Here is a 20,661-nt window from a genome sequence, read left to right as displayed (position 1 = left end):
GCTGGAGCGTGCGGAACGATAGGCGTCCGCACGTCCCTAAGCAGGAGCGCGAGGAACGATAGGCGTCCGCAAGACACCTATCGTGCCCATGCTCCGCGTGGGCATGCCTTTCCGGACGCTCTGCGTCCTATCCTGCACAGGCAGTGCGTTACTGCGATTCACCGACAATCTGGCGGATCGCGCTGACGAATACCTCGACCGGCTGACCGCCCGAGACAGCGTACTGGTCGTTGAAGACCATGGTCGGCACCGACGTGATACCACGGGATGTCCAGAGTTGCTCGGCTTCGCGGACCTCTGCGGTGTACTCGCCGCTGTCGAGGATGGCCTGAGCGCGCAAACGGTCCAGGCCGACCTTCTGCGCTACGTCTGCCAGAGTCTGGTGGCTGGACGGGTCTTTCAGGTCGCTGAAATAGGCTTCGAACAGCGCCTGTTTCAATGCGTACTGCTTGCCTTGTTGTTCGGCCCAGTGCAACAGGCGATGGGCGTCGAACGTGTTGTAGATACGCCGCTCGCCGCTGGCAAAAGTGAAGCCGAGTTCAGCACCGCGTTCACGGATGGTCTGGTGAATACCTTCGATCTGTTCCGGCGTGGAGCCGTACTTTTCGGCAATGTGCTCTTTGATGTCCTGCCCTTCGGCAGGCATGTTCGGGTTCAGCTCGAAAGGCTGGAAGTGAATGTGCGCTTGCACCTCATCCCCCAGTGCCTCCAGCGCCTGATCCAGCGCGCGCAGGCCGATGACACACCAGGGGCAGGAAACATCGGAGATGAAATCGATCTTCAGTGCAGTCGTCATGTCGGCCCTTTTCAGTCAGCTAATTCAATAAGCAAGGGCCATACGATACACCTCTGTCGGAGCCTGACAACCGGGCAGGCTTCACAGTTGAGCAAGGCTGCGACCGTCCTCATGCTGGGCTTTCAGGTACGGCAGCACCGCCCCGAGCAACGGTGCCTTGAAGGCTTCCTGAAAACGGTGAGCCAGCCCCGGAATCAGGCGCAACTGGCTGCCCTGAATGTGCGCGGCCACATGCACACCATGCATGACCGGCAACAATGGATCAGCCGTGCCATGCACTACCAGAACCGGCAGGCGCAGACGGTTCAGCAACTCCACCCGGCTCGGCTCGGCCAGAATCGCCATGATCTGACGCTTGACGCCCTCGGGATTGAAGGCCCGGTCGTAGGACACCGCAGCCTGATGCAGCAATTGCTGGCGATCGTCCTTGACCTGCGGGCTGCCAAGCGCTGCAAGCAGATCAGCCTGTTGCTCGATGGCCATTTCCCGGTTGGGCGCGCCACGCCGCGCCAGCAGTTGCATCAACGCCGCACTGGGCATCGGTAAGCCCTGTGCACCGGAGCTGGTCATGATCAGCGTCAGGCTTTCGACCCGCGACGGGGCCAGATCGGCCAGGTGCTGGGCAATCATGCCACCCATGCTCGCGCCAAGAACGTGAAACTGGCGAATCTGTAAGGCGTCCATCAGGCCCAAGGCATCGTCGGCCATATCGGTCAGCGAATAAGGCGCAGAGACCGGCAGGCCCAGCTTGTAGCGCAGCACTTCAAAGGTCAGATTGGCCTCGGCGGGCTGTTGCACCCAGGTGGACAGACCGACATCGCGATTGTCGTAGCGAATCACCCGGTAGCCCTGCTGACACAGCGCGACCACAACCTCGTCCGGCCAATGAATCAACTGCCCGCCCAGGCCCATTACCAACAGCAAGGCAGGGTCGGACTCACTGCCGATGCTTTGATAGGCAATTCGTACCTCTTTAAGGTCAGCATGCTGTACAGGAACATCGACATCACAACGATCGGCCGCAAAAGACGGCAAGCCGCACAGAAGCGCGGCCAGAAAAATTAAAACCCGCATGAAAAACACCAAAAAACAGATCCCCAGTAGGCAGAGAGTCTGATGATGTTTTGCCAAGCGCGCTGCCACACTTGCGTGACAGTTTGATGAATGGCGCTGAGCGGTCGTTAATCGGGTGTTGCGTTACGCGGCGACCTGATCCGCCACCATCAGGTTTTCCCCAAAACGGGCGCGCGCTTCGAGGAGGGACTCCTGGTGCCAGCCCGAATGCGTGTCGCACTCGCCCAGGGACAGGACCTTGTAAACCGGCAGACGATCAAACACCGGAGCCAGCAGCTCCGGTTCGGTCACGCTGTCCAGATGCAACCCTGCAACCGGCAGCAAGGCCGCGACACCCAGGTTGGGCCGCAGGTCACCGTGATAAAGCCCAATGAGCTTCTTCAACGGCGAATACTGAAGAATGTGATAGGCGCGTTCGAAGGCGTTGCTCCATGCCAGCGGCAGGTCGAGCGCCAGGATCGGTTCGTCGATCTGAATCCACTCGACACCGCGCGCCGCCAGACGCCCGAAGATCTCGCCATACACCGGCAGTAGATGCTCCAGCAGGTCGAGGCGATCGACCTCGCCACCCTGAACATCACTTAGCCAGAGCAGTGTCAGAGGACCGATCAACGCAGGCTTGCGGCCTTGCTCGCACGCTTCAGCGACGCTCGCCAGCAGCGGTGCCCAACCAGGCTGGAAACGCTGGTCGCGTTTCAGGTGTGGCACCTGCTGCGGGTAACGCGCCATCAACCAGGTGCGCAGTTCGGCGTCCGTTGTCGCAACACCCTGATCCTGTTTCCAGAAAGCCTGCAAAGCGTGCTGCAATTCACGGTCTGCGCCAATGTGAAAATAGTCAGGGTGTTGAGTCAGGGCCACGATGCGTCCTCCATAAAAGATGGGTCTATTGTCGACAGCTGACACAACATGAGACAAACTCATTTTTTTCGTGTTGATCACAAATACTGCTCATGGAGCGCTGACGGTGCTTGAAATACGCCACCTCAAAACCCTGCACGCCCTGCGCGAGGCCGACAGCCTTGTGGAAGCCGCCGAACGCCTGCACCTGACGCAGTCGGCGCTGTCCCATCAGTTCAAGGAACTGGAAGAGCGCATGGGCATGCCGTTGTTCGTGCGCAAGACCAAACCGGTACGGTTTACCAGCGCCGGTCTGCGCCTGCTGCAACTGGCCGACTCCATGCTGCCGCAACTGCGCAGTGCCGAGCGCGACATTGCCCGTCTGGCAGGCGGCACGGCGGGACGGCTGCACATGGCAATCGAATGCCACAGCTGTTTTCAATGGTTGATGCCGACCATCGACCAGTTCCGCGATGCCTGGCCCGAGGTCGAGCTGGACCTGTCTTCCGGCTTCTCTTTCGCGCCATTGCCGGCGCTGGCGCGTGGTGACCTGGACCTGGTGGTAACGTCCGACCCGCTGGAATTGCCCGGCATCACCTACGTGCCGCTGTTCACCTATGAAGCGATGCTGGCGGTGGCCAATCAACACGCGCTGGCGGGCCGGCCGTACATTGTTCCGGAAGACTTGCTGACTGAAACGCTGATCACTTACCCGGTGGAACGCGACCGGCTGGATATCTTTACGCGCTTTCTGGAACCCGCCGACATCGAACCGGCACAGGTACGAACATCAGAACTGACGGTGATGATGATGCAACTGGTCGCCAGCGGACGCGGGGTCTGTGGCATGCCGCACTGGGCGCTGCATGAATACAGTTCACGCGGTTATGTGAAGGCCAAGCGCTTGGGCGAGAAAGGGCTGTTCGCAACGCTGTATGCCGGTATTCGCGCCGACATGCTCGACGCCCCCTACATGCGCGACTTCCTGCTGACCGCCAAGGACACCTCGTTTTCGACACTGGACGGGGTGAGCGTGGTTCGCTGACAGTATCGTCCTGCGCCACGGCACAGGACGACACGGGTTCAGTTCGCTGGAGTCTGCCGCTCGCGGTACAACGGCAGGATCAGGTCGCGTGTCAGCGGAGCCAGATGTACATCCGCAAGACTTTCTGCGCCGACCCACAGCACTTCTTCGATCTCGGCGGCGGGCAGAACCTGGGCATCAGTTCTGACCTCGTAAAGCTGACAACACACCTCAAAGCCCGGCTCGTTGGCAGCCGGTGCAGCGAACTCGCCGAGAAACAGCGCCTGCTGCGGATCGATGATCAGCCCGAGTTCTTCTTCAAGCTCCCTGGCCAGCGCCCGCGGTGCCGGTTCGCCAGGTTCAATCTTGCCGCCCGGCTGCATGAATGCCTGAGTGCCGCGCTTGCGCACCAGAAGAGTCCGGCCGTCTGCGCCGATCAGCAGCGCCGCCGCGATGCGGATTATCTTCATGCAAAGATTTCCGTTTTCAGCAAACGCGCCTGATCAGCGCGCTCAAGGGCCAGCACGATCAGGCGATGGATCAGTTCGGCATAGGTCAGGCCACTGGCCTGCCAGAGCTTGGGGTACATGCTGATGGAGGTGAAGCCGGGCAGCGTGTTGACCTCGTTGATGATGATGTCATGCGTATCGGTCACGAAGAAATCGACCCGCGAAAGCCCTGCGCAACCCAGCACTTTGTAAGCCTGCAACGCGACTTCACGTACCTGATCACTCAGATCGGCGGGAAATTCGGCGGGTATCGCGATGCGCGCCTGATCACCATTCAGGTACTTGGTGTCGTAGGCGTAGAACTCGTCGTTGGCAATCACTTCGCCACAGACACTGACCTGCGCATCGAAGTTACCCAGTACGGCGCACTCCACTTCGCGGCCGACGATGCCCTGCTCAATCAGCAGCTTGTGGTCAAATTCGAAACCCAATGCCAGTGCAGCCACGAAGCCAGCCTCGTCAGACACTTTGCTGACGCCCACCGACGAGCCTTGATTGGCCGGTTTGACGAACATCGGCAGGCCCAACTGCGTGGTCGCATCGGCGAATGACAGGGTTTCCCCACGGCTGAGCACCATGAACGGCGCGACAGCAATGCCTGCATCGCGCAGCAGACGCTTGGTCACGTCTTTGTCCATGCACGCCGCCGAGGCGAGTACGTCAGCGCCCACAAACGGAACGGCCAGCATGCGCAGCACGCCTTGCAATGCACCGTCTTCACCAAACGCGCCGTGGATCAGCGGAAATACCACGTCGATAGCTGCCAGCGGTTTGCCTGTCTCGACCTCGACAAACTGGCCGCCAGTGCTGCCAGGCAACAGCGACAACTGCTTGCCGGATGCACTCAGTTTGATCCGCGCAGGATCATTGGCATTGAGCAGGTAGTCGGCTTCGTCGAAGCGCAACCAGCGGCCCAGCTTGTCGACACCGATCAGGGTCAGCGCATAGCGATCACGATCAATCGCATTGATCACGTTGCGTGCCGACTGCAACGAAACCTCATGCTCGCTGGATTGCCCACCGAAAACGATGGCGACTGACTTTTTCAAAGCGGTTACTCCTGTTTTTCAGGCCGCGAAGATAAAAGCAATGTCGGCTGTTAGTCCAGCAGATGATTGGCCGCACACCTGAAATTCAGGCAAAAAAATCCCGGTGGTGGGCAATCCATGCGAAATGCCCATCACCGGGAGGTCAGACAGCTCATTGAGCCGCTGCGGTTTCTTTCTTGCCGCCAGAGCCAAAGGTGGCGAAACGCTTGTTGAAACCCGCGATCCGGCCTTCGTTGGTGGTCTTGCGCTGCTGCCCGGTGTACATCGGGTGCGAGGCGCTGGACACGTCGAGTGCGACATAAGGATAGGTGTTGCCGTCGGTGTGCTGCTGCGTGCGGTCTGTGTCTACGGTCGAGCCGATCAGGAAGTAAACGTCGGCAGCGGTGTCGTGGAACAGCACAGTACGGTAAGCAGGATGGATATCGGGTTTCATGGTTAGCTCTCCGGTGAGTTGACTGCAATCGTTATACAGTAACATAACAGAAGATGAGAATGATTGCTGTTGATTGCCATCATCGGCGAGCTTGATCGAACGCGCGCATGCAGCCGCTGTCGCCCTGAAACCGCCAGAACCAGCGTGCCAGAGACATTCTGTAATAGCGTGACTTTGCAATCGAGCCGAATTAACGGCACCCTGCCGCGCCGCCGAACGTCACTGGTCGCCGGCCTGGAACCTGAGCCTCTGTGGCCGATCTTTACTCATTAGCACTTTCAAGAGTCCACCGTTATGAATAACGGACGCGATCATCGAATCGACTTCTTTCGCGGCCTGGCGCTGATCTTCATATTCTGGGATCACGTGCCGGACAACCCGCTCGCGCAGTTGACCGTACGCAACTTCGGCTTCAGCGACGCAGCGGAAATCTTTGTCTTTCTTGCCGGTTACGCATCGATCCTGGCCTATGGACGCATCGCCCGGCGCGACGGCATGCTGGTGGCTGGCGTGCGGATCCTGCGCCGCACCTGGGTGCTGTATGTGGTGCATATCTTTCTGCTGACCCTGCTGATGGGCATCGTCTTCGTCGCCAACAATCATGTCGAGACGCGCGACATGGTCCAGCAGATGGGCCTTGAATACTTCGTCGGCAACCCGCAACAGGCATTGGCCGATGAACTGCTGCTGCGTTTCAAGCCCAACCTGACCGACCCGTTGCCGCTGTATATCGTGCTGTTGCTGACCTTGCCGCTGACCTTGCCATTGATGCTGCGCAAACTGGAACTGGCGGTCGGCCTGTCGATTGCCCTGTACCTGATGGTGCCGTTGTTCGGCTGGAACCTGCGTGCCTATGAAGGCGGTGGCGTGTGGTATTTCAATCCGGTGGCCTGGCAGTTGCTGTTCATTCTCGGCGGTGCCTGTGCATTGCGCAGCGAAACAGCCACACCCGCCGTACGCTCTCCGTTGCGCCAACAACCGCTGTTCCTGATGGCCGCCATCTACGTGTTGATCGCCGGGATGCTGACCTTCAGCGAAAAATGGCCCGGCCTGCACACTGCAATGGTCTCGACCCTGCACCTCGACGCCCTGTACCCCATCAGCAAGACCGACCTGGCACCCGCGCGCCTGCTGCACTTCCTTGCACTGGTCTACGTCGTCGCCCGACTGCTGCCAACCTCAAGCGCCTGGCTCGAAAACTGGCCCGCCCGACAGACCTGCCGCATGGGCCGTTATTCGCTGGAAGTCTTCTGCCTGGGCGTATTGCTCGCGCCACTGGCAGACATGGCAAACGCACTGGCAGGTGATACATGGCCTATGCAGGTGACTACCGCGATTGTCGGGCTGGGCTTGATGATGTTGATGGCCAATGGGTTGGAATTGAATAAGCGGCTGGGGAAATCGCCCCGCTTGTTAACTACTTGAGAACAGCGTCACGTTTGCACGCCCTCTCGGAAATCTCCTACTGGTTTATCAGGCCAAGTTTTTCAGGAACTGGCCGCTATTCGTTATGAGACCAAAGGGAGGGCAACGTTTTGAACATTAATGGCATTCCGAATCAGGCAAACACCCTGCAACAAACGGCGCTGATACCTGGCACCAAAAATGGCGATCCGACAGAAGATGCTGGCTTGGAAAAGGCCATTGCATCCGAAGCAAAAAAGACAGAAGAAAATGTATTTTATGAATATCAGAAAGAGCCGTGGTTATTGGAGTCGATCAACGAGCACATTACAAATCGGCTCGACTACGTGGCGCATAAAAAAATAGTCGACGTACTGGAGCTTGCGTTGATAAATGTCACCTACGACAGTTTTCGTAAAGACCTGCAAGAAACGCACCCCGACATCGCAAGTAAAAAATTTGGTTTTACACTGAACGAAAGCGCGTCCATCAAGATAATTGACTACGATAACAGCCTGACTGAGAATGACACATCAGTGCTTACCCATGCCATCAACGGGTTCAGAGAGTTCAAAGAGCAAATACAGCAGCACGCAAAGACGGTCATGACCTTGGTTGACCATGATCATGAAACATTTGGTGGTCGATATAAACTGGATATCAGTAATTTTCAGGATGTGATCGATTATGGCAAGATTATGAGCACCAGCGTGCAAAAAATGCAGGACGAATGGATACAGCAAGTCCAGAGCAATGCTGAAAAGCGAGATTTTTCCTATATTTCTTTGGCGGTATGAGAAATCAGTCTGGCGAGACAAACGGCTCGCCAGACTGAGCTGAATGTTAACCACGAGGAGCGACAGTTCGCAGAACGGTCTGTGTACAGATATGCCCCATGTAAAAAATATGAGGGGTCGCTGTCATTGGTCCCAATGAAAAATTGTGTACGGTGTAGCCAGCAACTTTATAGTGACTTCTCCATGTATTGAAACCTCTTTGTGCGTGCACAAAATCCTGGGCCTCCACGCCACCGTAACAGCGTCCAAACTCGATACGCTGAGAAGCAAAGCCGGTAGCATCACTGACTACAACATGCTCAATTGAAGGTTCTGCTTTACCAAAACTCAGGTCAAGAATCGCCATGCCGCCTTCCAAGGGCGTGCCTTTGGTGTCGGTAAATCTCGCCTCAAAAACAGCCTCTTTGTAAATCTGGGTGGCCAACCAGTCAGGATTGGTATACCCACTTGGAATCCTTATCACACCCGGCTCGTCAAGCAGTTCGTAGCTTTTTAGAACAGGGTAGGAACCAAATCTGACGGTGTATGGGAGAGTGCTCCCTACTAACGGGTTTCTTGGCGTGATTCTGACAATCACCTCTGCCTCGGGAGTCAGATTTGTAAAAACCTTGGTCTCAAGTGTCTGAGCAACCCACTCACCATTTTCGTAATACTCGGTCTTCCACTCGTTAGTTACCGGGTCACCAACAGGCGCATAGAGCAGTACATCTTGCCCACGATGCGACACAAAACCGTAGTAGTGAACAGGATGTTTAACTGTCAACGCATCTGCTACCGAGTGCAGCTTATCCAGCATGACGGTGAATCTTGGCTCGGAAATTTCTTGAACAGCTTCAGCCAAAACGGTTTCGCTGGTTTCGTTAGTTGATGCAACGACCGGATCCTCACTACCTGTATTGGCGTGAGCGCCGGACGCCGATGCCAGTACCACGAAGATAGAAAACAACCAAAAACCAACACATTTTTTCCCATAAATATTCATAGATACTCTCGCAGATTATGCAGAGGCAGGTTGCCACTGACAAAATCGACGTAATAGAGAGCCGAACACTTAGTCAACCATCATATTGAAATTAAGGAAATCTCCTACAAAAACAACCACCACCTACAGCCTGGGAAATATCCTACACGCTTATCAGGCAAAGTTTTGCAAAGGCCTGCCGTTAGATAGCTATCACTAACACCAAAGAGCGCCTAGCATGTATATCAACCCCTTGGCTTTTCCATTACAAAATCAACAGCGCACTCTCTTAGGCTCGCCACCCCTCAATTCATCTGCTGCTCTGCCGATCAATGTCCCTCTGGCACATGATAAACCGCGTGACCCGAACGCTGAATTCTATACAACCGAAGAGACACCTTGGTTTTCCAGCTACAAAAATTCGGCGGCAGGACGCGCTATTTTAGAGAACATGTCTGAAAAGGAAGCAAAAGATATCCGAGGCAAGTATCTGGAAAACTACATTAAGGATTTTGACCAAACCATATGCCGTATGTACGACAATTTCCACGATTTCAAGCAGCAGCTTTTTTACCTCAATACTGAGCTGTCAAAAAAGCATTTCGGCTTCACGCTGGGCTTTAATCAGGACATTCAGGTGACCGACCCGGACGAGGTTCTCACCCCGGCAGAGTTCACGTACCTGACCGAAAAGCTGAACGAACGTCAACAACTGAAAGAAGATCTGCGTGCGCACGCAAAAATCGTGATGACGCTACTCGACCATTACACGGAAAAATTCGGCGATCAGCACACGCTCAACCTTGAGAATTACAGCAAGGTCATCGACTACGGACAGATCTTCAGCCGCAACCATATTGGCAATTTCATGGACACGATTATTTACCAGATCGAGCGCTATGCGCCGAAGCGTGAGGAAGAACCAAAACCTCTGGTTGATGTACACGTTTGATGAATGCAAATACAGGCCGTTGATATTTCGCTCGGAATAACCAGTGACATGCGGTTGGTTCGTGACGCAGATCACACAAAGCCTGTGACCAGGAATTTTCCCACAGCTTTATCAGCCCAAGTATCCAGCCCATTCACCGATAACAAGAAAGATACAGTCATTCAGCAAGGAGCAGAAAATGTACATTAGCACTATTACTTCCGACTTTTTACTTCCTCCGTCGCGCCCCTTGACCCACCTTCAAACAAAACCCCTCCCACGATCGCCTGAGGATAAACCGGCACTGAGTAAAAAAGAAGAGTTTGCAAATGCTTTCTACACGCGTGAGGAAGAGCCGTGGCTGCAATTCACCTCCAACCATCCCGACGAGAAAGACCCGACTAAAAAAGTCATTCGCCCAATGACAAAAGAGCTTTATCTAGAGCACCTTAATGTGGATGCATTGCTCATGTCGGAATTACAATCCTGTTTCTACCAAGAGTTCAGAGCGGAGCTTATAGATTTGCGGCCCGACCTGACGGGTAAAAATTTCAGCTATACGATAGGCGATGATGCCGAGCTTAAAATAATAGACTTGGACGATAAGTTAGGCACCAATGAAATCAAGTATTTATCAGATGCCATCAACCAAAAAAACCATCTCAAGGATGCTGCGATCACGCATGCCAAAATCCTCATGACGCTGGCTGACCATGACACAGACACATTCAAAGGAACCTACAAACTGGACCTGCTAAATTTTCAAAACGTCATTGATCTTGGAAAAATAGCACTCAGCAAAAAAGATGACCCTAGTGAAATCTGGATAAGTCAGATCAAAGAAAAAGCAGAAAAAGATTCGACACACTTGATCGATACGAGGGCCTGACGGTCAGAAAACGCTCTGTAGCGCCTACGGCAGACAGAGCGTTTTTTTAAATCAGTTCCTTGACCAGTTGATCAGCCAGCGATTGCAAATCAGCCCCAAGTTGTACACATGAGGTTTATCCGCCAATTGTTCAGCGAGCCTATTATTAGCCCAATACTTTTTTGGCTCGTAGCGAGTACTCCAGGTTTCTCGCCCGTTTTCACTCAAGTGAGTGAAGTTATCAGCGAGCAAACCACCCTCGCAGCGTTTAAACGTTACCCGCTGCATTATTTTCCCCGAACTGTCCGAGGTGTATTGCCCGTTAGCCTGGTGATGTTTGATACTGAGCTCGAAATCAAAAACACCGCCCTCCAGCGGAAAAGCCTTGCTGTCGGTAAACGTAACCTCGAGCATTGCCTCTGTGAGCGCTTGAGTCGCCAGAAAAGCGGGTTTGGTGAAACCATAGGGAATCAACCTGAAGCCCTCTTCGTGGTGCAAGTCATAACGCATATGAGGAAACGAGCCAAACACCACGCTGTAATCAGTGGTATCAAACCTGGCACCGTCAGTCGCGATAATACGTATATTGACTTGTGAACCAGGATTGAGCCCTTCGATTCTCTGCGCCGATGAATGACGCTTGGGCTGCCACTCTCCGCCATCCACCTGATACTCCAACCTCCATTTCTGGTCGTAATCCGAATCCGGCGTTGTAATCAGCACATTCTGGCCGCGCGTAGCGGTGAAATTATACTGATGAACTGCCGAGGTATTCTCCAGAATATGACTGATCTGATGAATCTTGTCCGACAGCACCACAGGATTCGAATGGCTTGGGTTTTGTACAGCCTGTTCCTGCAACATAGGTTGTTGACTGACTACAGGAGCTCCTTCTACTTGTGCCATTGCGTGGTAAGACATTGCCAATAGCAATCCAGACACAAACGCACGACCTGCTTTGTTTTTCTTGTTATTCATTTTATTGATCTCGATAGGGATTAACTAATCAGGGCATCATTGCCACTGACAAAACCGGACGTAATCACCTGTTTAATTCAAGATCAAGCGCTGGAAACAATTATCAGAAACGTCCTACAAATAACCGATAGGCTTTTATAAGTCCAGCGCCTGGATTTATAAAGACTGGTTTTCAGGCGCTTATCTATGACTGATATTTTTTCAGTCAAATCCTGTGCTTAGACGAAAAAGCATACAAGCCATGCAAGTCCAGGCATCGCCTCAGCCAATCTCGAAAACCACCACACAATTCCCCCCACATTCCCATCCAGCGTCTAAGCTTGGGTCAGGTGCGTTGACAGGATGACCGGACAATCGACTATGGGCGTATTTCGGCATTCCGATAGCAAGCATGAAGCGCTGTCAGCTGACCGCCAGGATGACCCACGCGCGCCAAAGCGTCCGCGTCGCAAGCGATACGGATGGCGGGTGTTTTGGGTGATTGTGGTGCTGGCCTGCATTGCGCTGGGTGTTGCAATAACGGTGGAGAGCCGCAGTTCAAGGCTGCAGGCGCGGGAGTTCAGCCGCTTTGCCGCGAGCCTGAGTTATTCAATGCAGCCTGGGCCGAGCCATGACGTGGTGTATCCCGGTGACGGGCCGTTCGACAGGCGCCTGGGCTATTCGTCGCTTGATGAGTTCCTGCAGCGCCTGCTCAAGCGCGATTATGTGATTACTCGCCAGACCCGTTTCTCTCCAGAGCTGATGCGCTACGTTCAGCATGGCTTTTTCGTGCCTTACGAGGAAAAAACCCAGGCTGGCCTGTCGATCACTGATTGCCGAAATGAACCGTTGTATGAGTTCAGATACCCACAACAGTTTTACCCGACCTTTACCGCTATTCCGCCACTGCTGGTGAACAGCCTGCTGTTTATCGAAAACCGCGACTTGCTGGACCCGCAGCAACCCTTGGCCAACCCGGCAGTGGACTGGCCACGCTTCGTAAAGGCTGCGTGGTCGCAACTGGCGAAGATGTTCGCCCTCCCCGGCCAGTCGGCCGGCGGCAGTACGCTGGCGACTCAACTGGAAAAATATCGCCACTCACCCGACGGGCTGACGCTGTCGGGTTCAGAGAAGTTGCGGCAGATGATTTCCGCCAGTGTTCGCGCCTATCAACCGGGCACCGAGACCCTTGCGGTACGCCAACGGGTGGTGCGTGATTACCTGAACAGCGTGCCGTTGTCCGCGGTGCCGGGGCACGGTGAAGTGCACGGGCTGGCCGAAGGGTTGCGGGTGTGGTTCGGTGCGGATTTTGCCAAAACCAATGAATTACTGGCCTCCAGCCCGACTGACAAACAACGGCTGGCCGATAAGGCACTGGCCCTGCGCGAAGTGCTGTCACTGGTCATTGCTCAGCGTCGTCCGTCGCATTATCTGGCCAAGGGTCGCCTGGAACTGGCGGACCTGACCGATAGCCACCTACGCCTGCTGGCCCAGGCCAATGTCATTGATCAACCGCTGGCCGATGCCGCATTGGCAGTCCAGGTTACCTACCGTGACTGGGCACAGCAGCCGACCATTCAGCCTATCGAAACCAACAAGGGCATCAGTGTCGCGCGCACTCGTCTGTCGAACCTGCTCAATCGCCCGCTTTACGATCTGGACCGTCTTGATCTATCGGCCACCAGCACCTTGCACGGCGAATTGCAGCGCAGCGTCAGCCAATACCTGCGTGACCTGGCCAACCCTGAGTTTGCCGCAAGGATCGGGTTGATGGGCGAGCGCCTGTTGACCCCGGCCAGCACAACGCAGGTGCGCTACAGCTTCACGCTGTTTGAACGCGGCGTGGACGGCTCGCGGGTCAGGGTCCAGACCGACAGCACTGATCAGCCGTTCGATATCAACGAAGGCAGCAAGCTGGAGCTGGGCTCGACGGCGAAGATGCGCGTGCTGACGACGTATCTGGAGATCATCGCCGAACTGCATGGGCGCTATGCGAGCCTGAACCCTGCGCAATTGCGCAAAATCCCTGTCGAGGAACCGGATCGGCTGACCCGCTGGGCGGTGGATTATCTGCTGCTGAACAAGGACCATGACCTGGCGAAGATGCTGTCGGCAGCACTCGACCGCACCTATTCGGCCAGCCCCGCAGAAGCGTTCTTCACCGGTGGCGGCATGCACCGTTTCAATAATTTCCGGCGCGAAGACAACGAGCGGATTCCAACCCTGCGCGAGTCGTTGCGTGAGTCGATCAACCTGCCGTTCATTCGTCTGATGCGCGATGTGGTGCGCTACAGCACATATCAGGCACCCAACAACAGTGCCGAGTTGCTCAAGGATGACGACAACCCGCGCCGTCAGGAATACCTCGCGCAGTTTGCCGACCGCGAGGGCACGGTGTTCCTGCTGCGCTTCTGGAAACGCTACAAGGAAAAGACCACTCAGGAACGCCTCGATACTTTTCTGGACGGTATCCATCCCACGGCCATCCGCTTGGCTGCCGTGCATCGCTACTTGCTGCCTGGGGCTGATCAAGCGACGTTCAACGCGTTCATCCGCGCGCATCTGGATGAGCCGAAAGCAACCTCGAAGCTGACCGACAAGCGTCTTGCCGACTTGTACAAGGGCTATGGGCCGGGGACTTACGACTTGCCCGATCAAGGCTACATCGCCCGCGTCCACCCGCTGGAGCTGTGGCTGGTGGGCTACCTGCTCAAACACCCTGAAGCACAATTCAAGGACGCCGTGGCCGCCAGTCGTTACGAGCGTCAGGAAGTCTACGGCTGGCTGTTCAAGAGTCGCCACAAAAGCGCTCGCGACAGTCGCGTAAGGACCATGATGGAGGTCGAAGCGTTTCTGGATATCGAACAGCGCTGGCAGCGCGTGGGCTATCCGTTCGACCATCTGGTGCCATCGCTGGCAACGGCTATCGGCAGCTCGGGTGATCGCCCGGCGGCGCTGGCCGAGCTGATCGGCATTATCCAGAACGATGGCATCCGTTTGCCGCCCGTGCGTATCGACAGTCTGCATTTTGCTGCTGATACACCTTACGACACCGAACTGACCATCAACCCGGAGCTGGGCCAGCGCGTGCTGCCATCAGAAGTTGCCGCGGCAATGCGCGAAGCCTTGTCGCAGGTGGTGGATGGCGGCACCGCCAAGCGTGTGCAAGGCACCTTCAAGATGCAGGACGGCAGCGTGCTGGCGATGGGCGGCAAAACCGGCACGGGTGATAACAGGATCGAGAGCATTGGCGCAGGCGGACGCATTCTCAGTTCCAGGGCGATCAATCGCACGGCGACCTTTGTGTTTTATATCGGCGACAACCACTTCGGCGCATTGACCGCGTTCGTGCCAGGGCGCGCCGCCGAAGGCTTTCGCTTTACTTCGGCGCTGCCGGTGCAGGTACTCAAAGGCATGGCTCCGATCCTGACCCCGTACCTGGAGAATCATGGGCAGGCGATGTGCAATACCCCACTTCCCGACCCACCCAAGGGTGCCTGACCGTTAACGACCGCTCGTCTGCCGACTCTGTGAATAAGTTTAGATATATCTTAAGGTATATCTAACGTGTAACCAGAGATCAAAAACATGCGTGAAGACAAACACCCTCCCCACCACCGTCCGCCGCATCTTCGTGAAGCAGGTGATGACCGCGACGGCTTTGAAAAACGCCCGGGCCGTGAACGCGGTGGACGTGGCCCTCGGGTTTTCGCCCCTGGCGATCTGAAATTACTGCTGTTGGCGTTGATCGCCGAACAGCCCGCCCACGGCTATGACCTGATCCGCAAGATCGAAGGTCTGTTCGAAGGTGCGTACTGCCCCAGCCCCGGCGTTATCTACCCCACCCTGACGTTTCTTGAAGAAAGCGAAATGGTGGTCGGCGATGCCCAGGCCGGCAAGAAGCTCTACACCATCACCGATGCGGGTCGCCAGTCACTGCAGGATCAGGCCGTGGCGCTGGAAGGTGTGCGGATGCGTATCGGCGTGACCAAGCGCTCATTGCGCGGCCATGATCGACCGCCGGAAGTTCTTGAAGCCGTGCATAACCTGCGCCACGCGTTGCATATGCACCACGGCCGCTGGACACCGGAAGAAATTCTGCGGGTCAGCGAGTTGCTCAACACCACTGCCAAGGCCGTTGTCGACGGACCTCAACCTGCGTCGGAGGCAAGCGTATGAATTCGCCACAAGCAATCCATCGGGTCATGCATGAGCTCAAGCGTCGCAAGCTGCAAGTGTTGCGGGTCACAGAGCTGACTCCGCTGATGCGCCGCATTACCTTGCAGGGCCCGGAACTGGCAGGCTTCATTAGCCTGGGCACAGACGACCACGTCAAACTGTTTTTCCCGCAGACAGCGCAAGAACAGGCTGCCCTGGAAGACCTGACCGCTACCAGCGACAAGGACGCACCACGTCCGCCGATGCGCGATTACACCCCGCGTCGCTATGACGAAAGCAGCGGTGAGCTGGATATCGACTTCGTTCTGCACGGCGAAGGCCCGGCTGCCACCTGGGCGGCTCAGGCTGAACCGGGGCAATTTCTGCACATCGCAGGGCCAAAGGGTTCGATGGTGGTGCCGGACATGTTCGACAGCTACCTGCTGATCGGCGATGAAACGGCGATTCCCGCCATCGCTCGACGCCTGGAGTCGCTGCCCGCCAACCGTGCTGCGCTGGTGGTGGTCGAAGTGGCCAACCCGCAGGAACAGCAGGTGTTCGACAGCGCCGCACAGGTCGATGTGATCTGGATCGTACGCGGCGAGCAGAGCCTGGTGGACGTCACACGCCGCCTGGAGATGCCCGAGGGCAAGCTGTACGCGTGGGTCGCGACCGAATCCGCGCTGTCACGCAAGCTGCGCCGTGTGCTGCTCGATGAGTTCGGCCTGCAAGAGGATTTCGTCAAGGCCGCTGGCTACTGGAAGCTGGACGGCACTGAAGAGTAGGCAAGCCTGGGCGACTCACACCTTACGACGAGCCGCCCATTTGTCGACCCCAAGCAACAACAGTGCAACCAGCACGAACCCGAGCAGCACGCCCAGCGCGTTGATGAATGCCTTTGGAAAACCGATCGTGCCGACGTCAATGAACGGATACAGATAGTCACCAAGCATGTGACCACGCAGCAGGACGTAGGCGAAGTAGATGATCGGATAGATCGCCCACAGCGGTACATGGCTCAAGCGCAACGCGCCTTTGGGCACGTACAGCCACCAGTACAGTACGAACGCCAGCGGCATTATGTCGTGCAGCAACTCATCGGCCACCCACTGCCAGCCTTGCGGGTGCCACAGATGGCGCAACAGAATGTTGTAAGCGATGCCCACCAGCGCAATGCTCACCGCAATACCGCCGCACACCACCGGATGCCGGAAAAAACGGTGGCCTGCCGACTGCCGCGACGTCAGGACACAACTCAGCGCAACGGCTGCAAGGGTGTTGGTCAGTACGGTAAAGAAACTTAAAAACCGCACCAGACCGCCCAGCAGACTGGCGTGATCGGCATAACGGCCAATGAAGATCAGGTACAGCTGGATGACCAGCCCCGACCAGCCGAGGCAGGCTGCAACAAGGGTGTAATAGCGCTGTCCCTGCGCAGTTGAGTGTTCGCGGTGCATCAATCGTTATCCTTGAGTTCCAGCGTCCATGCCGGGCTTTTCTGGCGGGCCTGTTACCAGCCCTTGCCGCGATGCAACTTCACATACAGCGCTTCAACCTTTTCACGCGCCCAAGGTGTCTTGCGCAGAAAAGTCAGACTGGATTTGATGCTTGGATCGCTTTTGAAGCAGCGAATGTCGATACGCTCGGCCAGGCCGGACCATTCGTAATGTTCGACCAGAGCCCTGAGAATCTGCTCCAGCGTGACGCCGTGCAGCGGATCGGAATTGGGTGTTGTCATGATGAGCCTTGAAGCTGATGAAGAGGGATAGCAGCCTGAACAGCTTTCTGGAACGCGCTGGTCTTCCCGAAAAGTCTGCCATTGTAAGCGCCGCGCTTTCATAAAACACAGTCGGCTTGAGGCACTGTTGCCGACCTTGCAATGATCCATGTCAGGTTTATGGCTTTTAGAAAAATCGTTAGCGTCCTATCATTGCGCGTTTAAGGATTGCAGGTTTCCTTTCTGAAGAGGCTCCGCTGAATAAACGCCTATGCACGAATTCGGGCGGCAATGGTCTACGAATCAATGACCGGGCCGCGCTGAATGGGCAACCGTGTTCTGTGTGACGTTGAATTCGACCGTCGGTGATTCGTTTCAATAAACAGCCTCAAGGAATGCTGCCAGGGTCGGCGGCGTACATGAAAACAAGATATCAACTACTTACTTCTCGCGGAGATTCGCATTATGAGCACTGACAGTGCTTCAAATAGAAATCGCCTGTTGCCGACCCTGCTCGGGCTGGTGATCCTGTTGATGGGGCTGGCCTTGCTGGTCGGTGGTGCCCGACTGCTGCAACTGAATGGCTCGTTGTATTACCTGCTGGCGGGTATCGGTTTTGCCGTGACCGGCGTGTTGCTGATGACCGGCCGTGCTGCTGCACTTGGCCTGTATGCACTGCTGCTGTTCGCGAGCACCGTATGGTCGTTGTGGGAAGTCGGTCTCGACTGGTGGCAATTGGTGCCGCGCCTGGCGCTGTGGTTCGCACTGGGCATCGTCCTGCTGCTGCCGTGGTTCCGCAAGCCACTGCTGCGCAATGGCCCGGCGCGCCTGGGCACTGGCGCATTGAGCGTTGCTGTCGTGCTGGCCGGTCTGACCGCGCTGGCGAGCCAGTTCACCAACCCTGGCCGTATCGAAGGCCAACTGGACCGCGAAACTGCCGGTACCACCAACACCGCTCCGGCCATGCCTGACGGCGACTGGCAGTCCTACGGCCGCACCGCATTCGGTGATCGTTACTCGCCACTGGCGCAGATCACCCCGGAAAACGTCAACAAACTGGAACCGGCCTGGACCTTCCGCACTGGCGACATCCCTGGGCCTAACGACCCGGGTGAAACCACTGCCGAGAACACTCCGCTCAAGGTCAACGGCATGCTCTACGTGTGTACGCCGCACAGCCAGGTAATCGCGCTTGATCCGGATTCGGGCAAGGAAATCTGGCGCTTCGATCCGAAGCTCAGCACCCAGAATGCGAAAAACTTCAAAGGCTGGGCGCACATGACCTGCCGTGGCGTCACTTATCATGACGACGCAGCCTATGCAGCCAGCGCCCCGGCGCAAAGCCAGACGGTCCCGGCTGCTGACGGCACGGCCACTGCCAGTGCTGCCTGCCCGCGCAGAATCTTCCTGCCGACTGCCGACACCCGTCTGATCGCGCTGAACGCCGATACTGGCAAGATGTGTGAAGACTTCGGCAACAAGGGTTCGGTTGACCTGACCGCCAACATGGGCACCTTCGCTCCGGGCGGCTACTACTCCACGTCGCCACCGGCAGTGACCAAAGACCTGGTGATCATCGGCGGCCACGTTACCGATAACGTCTCCATGGACGAACCGTCCGGCGTGATCCGTGCCTACGACGTGCACACTGGCCGTCTGGTGTGGAACTGGGACAGCGGCAATCCGGAAGAAACTGCACCGATTGCCGAAGGCAAGATCTACACGCGCAACTCGCCGAACATGTGGTCCATGTTCAGCGTCGATGAAAAGCTCGGCATGATCTACCTGCCGATGGGCAACCAGACGCCTGACCAATGGGGCGGCGACCGCACGCCGGATTCCGAGAAATACAGTGCGGGCCTGGTTGCACTGGACATCGCGACCGGTCGCGTACGTTGGAATTACCAGTTCACCCACCACGACCTGTGGGACATGGACGTGGGCGGTCAACCGACCCTGCTGGATATGAAAACTGCTGATGGTGTGAAGCCGGCGGTATTGGCATCGACCAAGCAGGGCAGCATCTACGTGCTGGACCGCAGCACCGGTCAGCCTATTGTGCCGATCAACGAAGTACCGGTTCCGCAAGGCGCTGTTGCAGGCGATCACACCTCGCCGACCCAGCCCAAGTCCGACCTGAACTTCATGCCGCCGCCGCTTAAAGAGCGCGACATGTGGGGCGTGACGCCATTTGACCAGATGATGTGCCGGATCGACTTCAAGTCGCTGCGCTACGACGGCCCGTTCACGCCGCCTTCGCTGCAGGGTTCGATTGTTTATCCGGGTAACTTCGGCGTGTTCGACTGGGGCGGTATTTCCGTCGACCCGGTTCGTCAGATTGCCTTCGTCAACCCTAGCTACATGGCGTTCCGTTCAAAGCTGGTACCTGCTGCCGAAGTCGAAGGCGGACCTGGCCGCAAGAGCGAAACCGAAGGCGTGCAGCCGAACAAGGGCGCACCTTATGGCGTGATCCTGGAAGCACTGCTGTCGCCAATGGGCCTGCCGTGCCAGGCCCCTGCGTGGGGTTACGTGGCGGCGGTCGATCTGACCACCCACAAAACCATCTGGATGCACAAGAACGGTACCGTGCGTGACAGTTCGCCAATCCCGATCCCGCTGACCATGGGCGTTCCAAGCCTGGGTGGCCCGATCACAACGGCGAGCGGTCTGGCCTTCCTGAGCGGTACGCTTGACCAATACCTGCGCGCCTACGATGTACGTAACGGCAAACAGCTGTGGGAAGGTCGCCTGCCAGCAGGCGCCCAAACCACACCGATGACCTACACCGGCAAGGACGGTCAGCAATACGTGCTGGTCGTGGCAGGCGGTCACGGTTCACTGGGCACCAAACAGGGTGACTACGTGATGGCATTCAAACTGCCGAAGTGATGCATTAGTGCGGTAAATGGAAAGCGGCTATCGAGAGGTAGCCGCTTTTTTTGTTGCTACTGAAACCTTGTCTCGGCTGCATTTGCTACCGGACAAGGCTGTAGATCTGTGACGCGGAGCGTCACGAAATGCATGCCAACGCGGAGCATTGGCACGATGGTGCTCTGACGATTATCGTTGCGCACGCTCCAGCGTGGGAATGCCGTTCTGGACGCTCTGCGTCAGCTCTTGAATGTGCGGTGCGGCGCAGACCTGTG

General features: G+C 56.5%; 19 protein-coding genes. 9 read left to right on the top strand and 10 right to left on the bottom strand.

The window, feature by feature from the left end:
• Window positions 1-148: 148 nt before the first annotated feature.
• The 3 genes from RYB09_RS24460 to RYB09_RS24450 all read right to left on the bottom strand — a co-directional run bounded on the left by RYB09_RS24460 (window position 149) and on the right by RYB09_RS24450 (window position 2,728).
• On the bottom strand, window positions 149-796 hold the full coding sequence (locus RYB09_RS24460; RefSeq protein ID WP_058408371.1) for a DsbA family oxidoreductase: 648 nt from the start codon (window positions 794-796) through the stop codon (window positions 149-151).
• Between the two features lie 81 nt (window positions 797-877).
• Window positions 878-1,870: an alpha/beta fold hydrolase gene (locus RYB09_RS24455; protein WP_080164866.1), complete on the bottom strand. Its 993-nt coding sequence runs from the start codon at window positions 1,868-1,870 to the stop codon at window positions 878-880.
• 123 nt (window positions 1,871-1,993) lie between these two features.
• Window positions 1,994-2,728, bottom strand: coding sequence for a 5-methyltetrahydropteroyltriglutamate--homocysteine methyltransferase (locus RYB09_RS24450; RefSeq protein ID WP_193601281.1), 735 nt, complete (start codon window positions 2,726-2,728; stop codon window positions 1,994-1,996).
• Window positions 2,729-2,834: 106 nt separating this feature from the next.
• On the opposite strand from RYB09_RS24450, the gene metR reads away from it, so the two are divergent.
• Window positions 2,835-3,752, top strand: coding sequence for a transcriptional regulator MetR (gene metR / locus RYB09_RS24445; protein WP_122280745.1), 918 nt, complete (start codon window positions 2,835-2,837; stop codon window positions 3,750-3,752).
• Window positions 3,753-3,790: 38 nt separating this feature from the next.
• Here metR and RYB09_RS24440 read toward each other — a convergent pair whose 3' ends face one another.
• From RYB09_RS24440 to RYB09_RS24430, 3 genes are all read right to left on the bottom strand, one after another.
• Window positions 3,791-4,201: an NUDIX hydrolase gene (locus RYB09_RS24440; RefSeq protein ID WP_122280744.1), complete on the bottom strand. Its 411-nt coding sequence runs from the start codon at window positions 4,199-4,201 to the stop codon at window positions 3,791-3,793.
• Window positions 4,198-5,289, bottom strand: a complete 1,092-nt coding sequence (gene ddlA, locus RYB09_RS24435) for a D-alanine--D-alanine ligase (protein WP_122280743.1) — start codon at window positions 5,287-5,289, stop codon at window positions 4,198-4,200. The genes RYB09_RS24440 and ddlA overlap by 4 nt, the downstream gene beginning before the upstream one ends.
• A gap of 151 nt (window positions 5,290-5,440) precedes the next feature.
• On the bottom strand, window positions 5,441-5,722 hold the full coding sequence (locus RYB09_RS24430) for a type B 50S ribosomal protein L31 (protein WP_002554875.1): 282 nt from the start codon (window positions 5,720-5,722) through the stop codon (window positions 5,441-5,443).
• A gap of 294 nt (window positions 5,723-6,016) precedes the next feature.
• Between RYB09_RS24430 and RYB09_RS24425 the strand changes: the two genes are divergently transcribed.
• Both RYB09_RS24425 and RYB09_RS24420 read left to right on the top strand, forming a co-directional pair.
• Entirely contained in the window at window positions 6,017-7,147 is a 1,131-nt protein-coding gene (locus RYB09_RS24425; protein ID WP_122280742.1) for an OpgC domain-containing protein, read from the top strand.
• 110 nt (window positions 7,148-7,257) lie between these two features.
• Window positions 7,258-7,923, top strand: coding sequence for a hypothetical protein (locus RYB09_RS24420; RefSeq protein WP_122280741.1), 666 nt, complete (start codon window positions 7,258-7,260; stop codon window positions 7,921-7,923).
• Window positions 7,924-7,969: 46 nt separating this feature from the next.
• Here RYB09_RS24420 and RYB09_RS24415 read toward each other — a convergent pair whose 3' ends face one another.
• A complete protein-coding gene (locus RYB09_RS24415; protein WP_057401537.1) occupies window positions 7,970-8,719 on the bottom strand; it encodes a hypothetical protein in 750 nt (249 codons plus the stop codon).
• A gap of 403 nt (window positions 8,720-9,122) precedes the next feature.
• Here RYB09_RS24415 and RYB09_RS24410 point away from each other — a divergent pair, with 403 nt between their 5' ends.
• Complete coding sequence (locus RYB09_RS24410) at window positions 9,123-9,836, top strand: hypothetical protein (protein ID WP_316890596.1); 714 nt, start codon at window positions 9,123-9,125, stop codon at window positions 9,834-9,836.
• A gap of 178 nt (window positions 9,837-10,014) precedes the next feature.
• Window positions 10,015-10,704 (top strand): hypothetical protein, encoded by a 690-nt coding sequence (locus tag RYB09_RS24405; protein ID WP_058408377.1) that lies wholly within the window; start codon window positions 10,015-10,017, stop codon window positions 10,702-10,704.
• 51 nt (window positions 10,705-10,755) lie between these two features.
• Here the strand turns inward: RYB09_RS24405 and RYB09_RS24400 are convergent, their stop codons facing one another.
• Window positions 10,756-11,661 carry a hypothetical protein gene (locus tag RYB09_RS24400; protein WP_193600946.1) on the bottom strand — a complete coding sequence of 302 codons (906 nt, stop codon included), beginning with the start codon at window positions 11,659-11,661 and terminating at the stop codon, window positions 10,756-10,758.
• 360 nt (window positions 11,662-12,021) lie between these two features.
• Here RYB09_RS24400 and RYB09_RS24395 point away from each other — a divergent pair, with 360 nt between their 5' ends.
• The 3 genes from RYB09_RS24395 to RYB09_RS24385 all read left to right on the top strand — a co-directional run bounded on the left by RYB09_RS24395 (window position 12,022) and on the right by RYB09_RS24385 (window position 16,583).
• On the top strand, window positions 12,022-15,141 hold the full coding sequence (locus tag RYB09_RS24395; protein ID WP_058401622.1) for a transglycosylase domain-containing protein: 3,120 nt from the start codon (window positions 12,022-12,024) through the stop codon (window positions 15,139-15,141).
• Between the two features lie 87 nt (window positions 15,142-15,228).
• On the top strand, window positions 15,229-15,819 hold the full coding sequence (locus RYB09_RS24390; RefSeq protein WP_058401621.1) for a PadR family transcriptional regulator: 591 nt from the start codon (window positions 15,229-15,231) through the stop codon (window positions 15,817-15,819).
• Complete coding sequence (locus RYB09_RS24385; protein ID WP_058401620.1) at window positions 15,816-16,583, top strand: siderophore-interacting protein; 768 nt, start codon at window positions 15,816-15,818, stop codon at window positions 16,581-16,583. Before RYB09_RS24390 ends, RYB09_RS24385 begins: the two co-directional genes overlap by 4 nt.
• Before the next feature lie 15 nt (window positions 16,584-16,598).
• Here RYB09_RS24385 and RYB09_RS24380 read toward each other — a convergent pair whose 3' ends face one another.
• Both RYB09_RS24380 and RYB09_RS24375 read right to left on the bottom strand, forming a co-directional pair.
• Window positions 16,599-17,255 (bottom strand): Pr6Pr family membrane protein, encoded by a 657-nt coding sequence (locus RYB09_RS24380; protein ID WP_058401619.1) that lies wholly within the window; start codon window positions 17,253-17,255, stop codon window positions 16,599-16,601.
• A 53-nt stretch (window positions 17,256-17,308) separates the two neighbouring features.
• Window positions 17,309-17,536, bottom strand: a complete 228-nt coding sequence (locus RYB09_RS24375) for a VF530 family DNA-binding protein (RefSeq protein ID WP_004658220.1) — start codon at window positions 17,534-17,536, stop codon at window positions 17,309-17,311.
• Window positions 17,537-17,980: 444 nt separating this feature from the next.
• Here RYB09_RS24375 and RYB09_RS24370 point away from each other — a divergent pair, with 444 nt between their 5' ends.
• A complete protein-coding gene (locus RYB09_RS24370; RefSeq protein WP_316890593.1) occupies window positions 17,981-20,404 on the top strand; it encodes a glucose/quinate/shikimate family membrane-bound PQQ-dependent dehydrogenase in 2,424 nt (807 codons plus the stop codon).
• The last annotated feature ends 257 nt before the right edge of the window (window positions 20,405-20,661 follow it).

It is taken from the genome of Pseudomonas syringae group sp. J254-4, from assembly GCF_032586855.1.
Classification (GTDB): domain Bacteria; phylum Pseudomonadota; class Gammaproteobacteria; order Pseudomonadales; family Pseudomonadaceae; genus Aquipseudomonas; species Aquipseudomonas amygdali.
This window is presented reverse-complemented; position numbering and strand designations above follow the sequence as displayed.

What these genes read in the sequence shown, in the direction of transcription:
- RYB09_RS24380 (WP_058401619.1), bottom strand. Translation starts at nt 17,255, where the DNA reads ATGCACCGCGAACACTCAACTGCGCAGGGACAGCGCTATTACACCCTT.
- RYB09_RS24410 (WP_316890596.1), top strand. Translation starts at nt 9,123, where the DNA reads ATGTATATCAACCCCTTGGCTTTTCCATTACAAAATCAACAGCGCACT.
- RYB09_RS24405 (WP_058408377.1), top strand. Translation starts at nt 10,015, where the DNA reads ATGTACATTAGCACTATTACTTCCGACTTTTTACTTCCTCCGTCGCGC.
- RYB09_RS24455 (WP_080164866.1), bottom strand. Translation starts at nt 1,870, where the DNA reads ATGCGGGTTTTAATTTTTCTGGCCGCGCTTCTGTGCGGCTTGCCGTCT.
- RYB09_RS24430 (WP_002554875.1), bottom strand. Translation starts at nt 5,722, where the DNA reads ATGAAACCCGATATCCATCCTGCTTACCGTACTGTGCTGTTCCACGAC.
- RYB09_RS24460 (WP_058408371.1), bottom strand. Translation starts at nt 796, where the DNA reads ATGACGACTGCACTGAAGATCGATTTCATCTCCGATGTTTCCTGCCCC.
- RYB09_RS24375 (WP_004658220.1), bottom strand. Translation starts at nt 17,536, where the DNA reads ATGACAACACCCAATTCCGATCCGCTGCACGGCGTCACGCTGGAGCAG.
- RYB09_RS24390 (WP_058401621.1), top strand. Translation starts at nt 15,229, where the DNA reads ATGCGTGAAGACAAACACCCTCCCCACCACCGTCCGCCGCATCTTCGT.
- RYB09_RS24425 (WP_122280742.1), top strand. Translation starts at nt 6,017, where the DNA reads ATGAATAACGGACGCGATCATCGAATCGACTTCTTTCGCGGCCTGGCG.
- RYB09_RS24395 (WP_058401622.1), top strand. Translation starts at nt 12,022, where the DNA reads ATGGGCGTATTTCGGCATTCCGATAGCAAGCATGAAGCGCTGTCAGCT.
- RYB09_RS24385 (WP_058401620.1), top strand. Translation starts at nt 15,816, where the DNA reads ATGAATTCGCCACAAGCAATCCATCGGGTCATGCATGAGCTCAAGCGT.
- RYB09_RS24370 (WP_316890593.1), top strand. Translation starts at nt 17,981, where the DNA reads ATGAGCACTGACAGTGCTTCAAATAGAAATCGCCTGTTGCCGACCCTG.
- RYB09_RS24400 (WP_193600946.1), bottom strand. Translation starts at nt 11,661, where the DNA reads ATGAATAACAAGAAAAACAAAGCAGGTCGTGCGTTTGTGTCTGGATTG.
- RYB09_RS24415 (WP_057401537.1), bottom strand. Translation starts at nt 8,719, where the DNA reads ATGCTGGATAAGCTGCACTCGGTAGCAGATGCGTTGACAGTTAAACAT.
- RYB09_RS24440 (WP_122280744.1), bottom strand. Translation starts at nt 4,201, where the DNA reads ATGAAGATAATCCGCATCGCGGCGGCGCTGCTGATCGGCGCAGACGGC.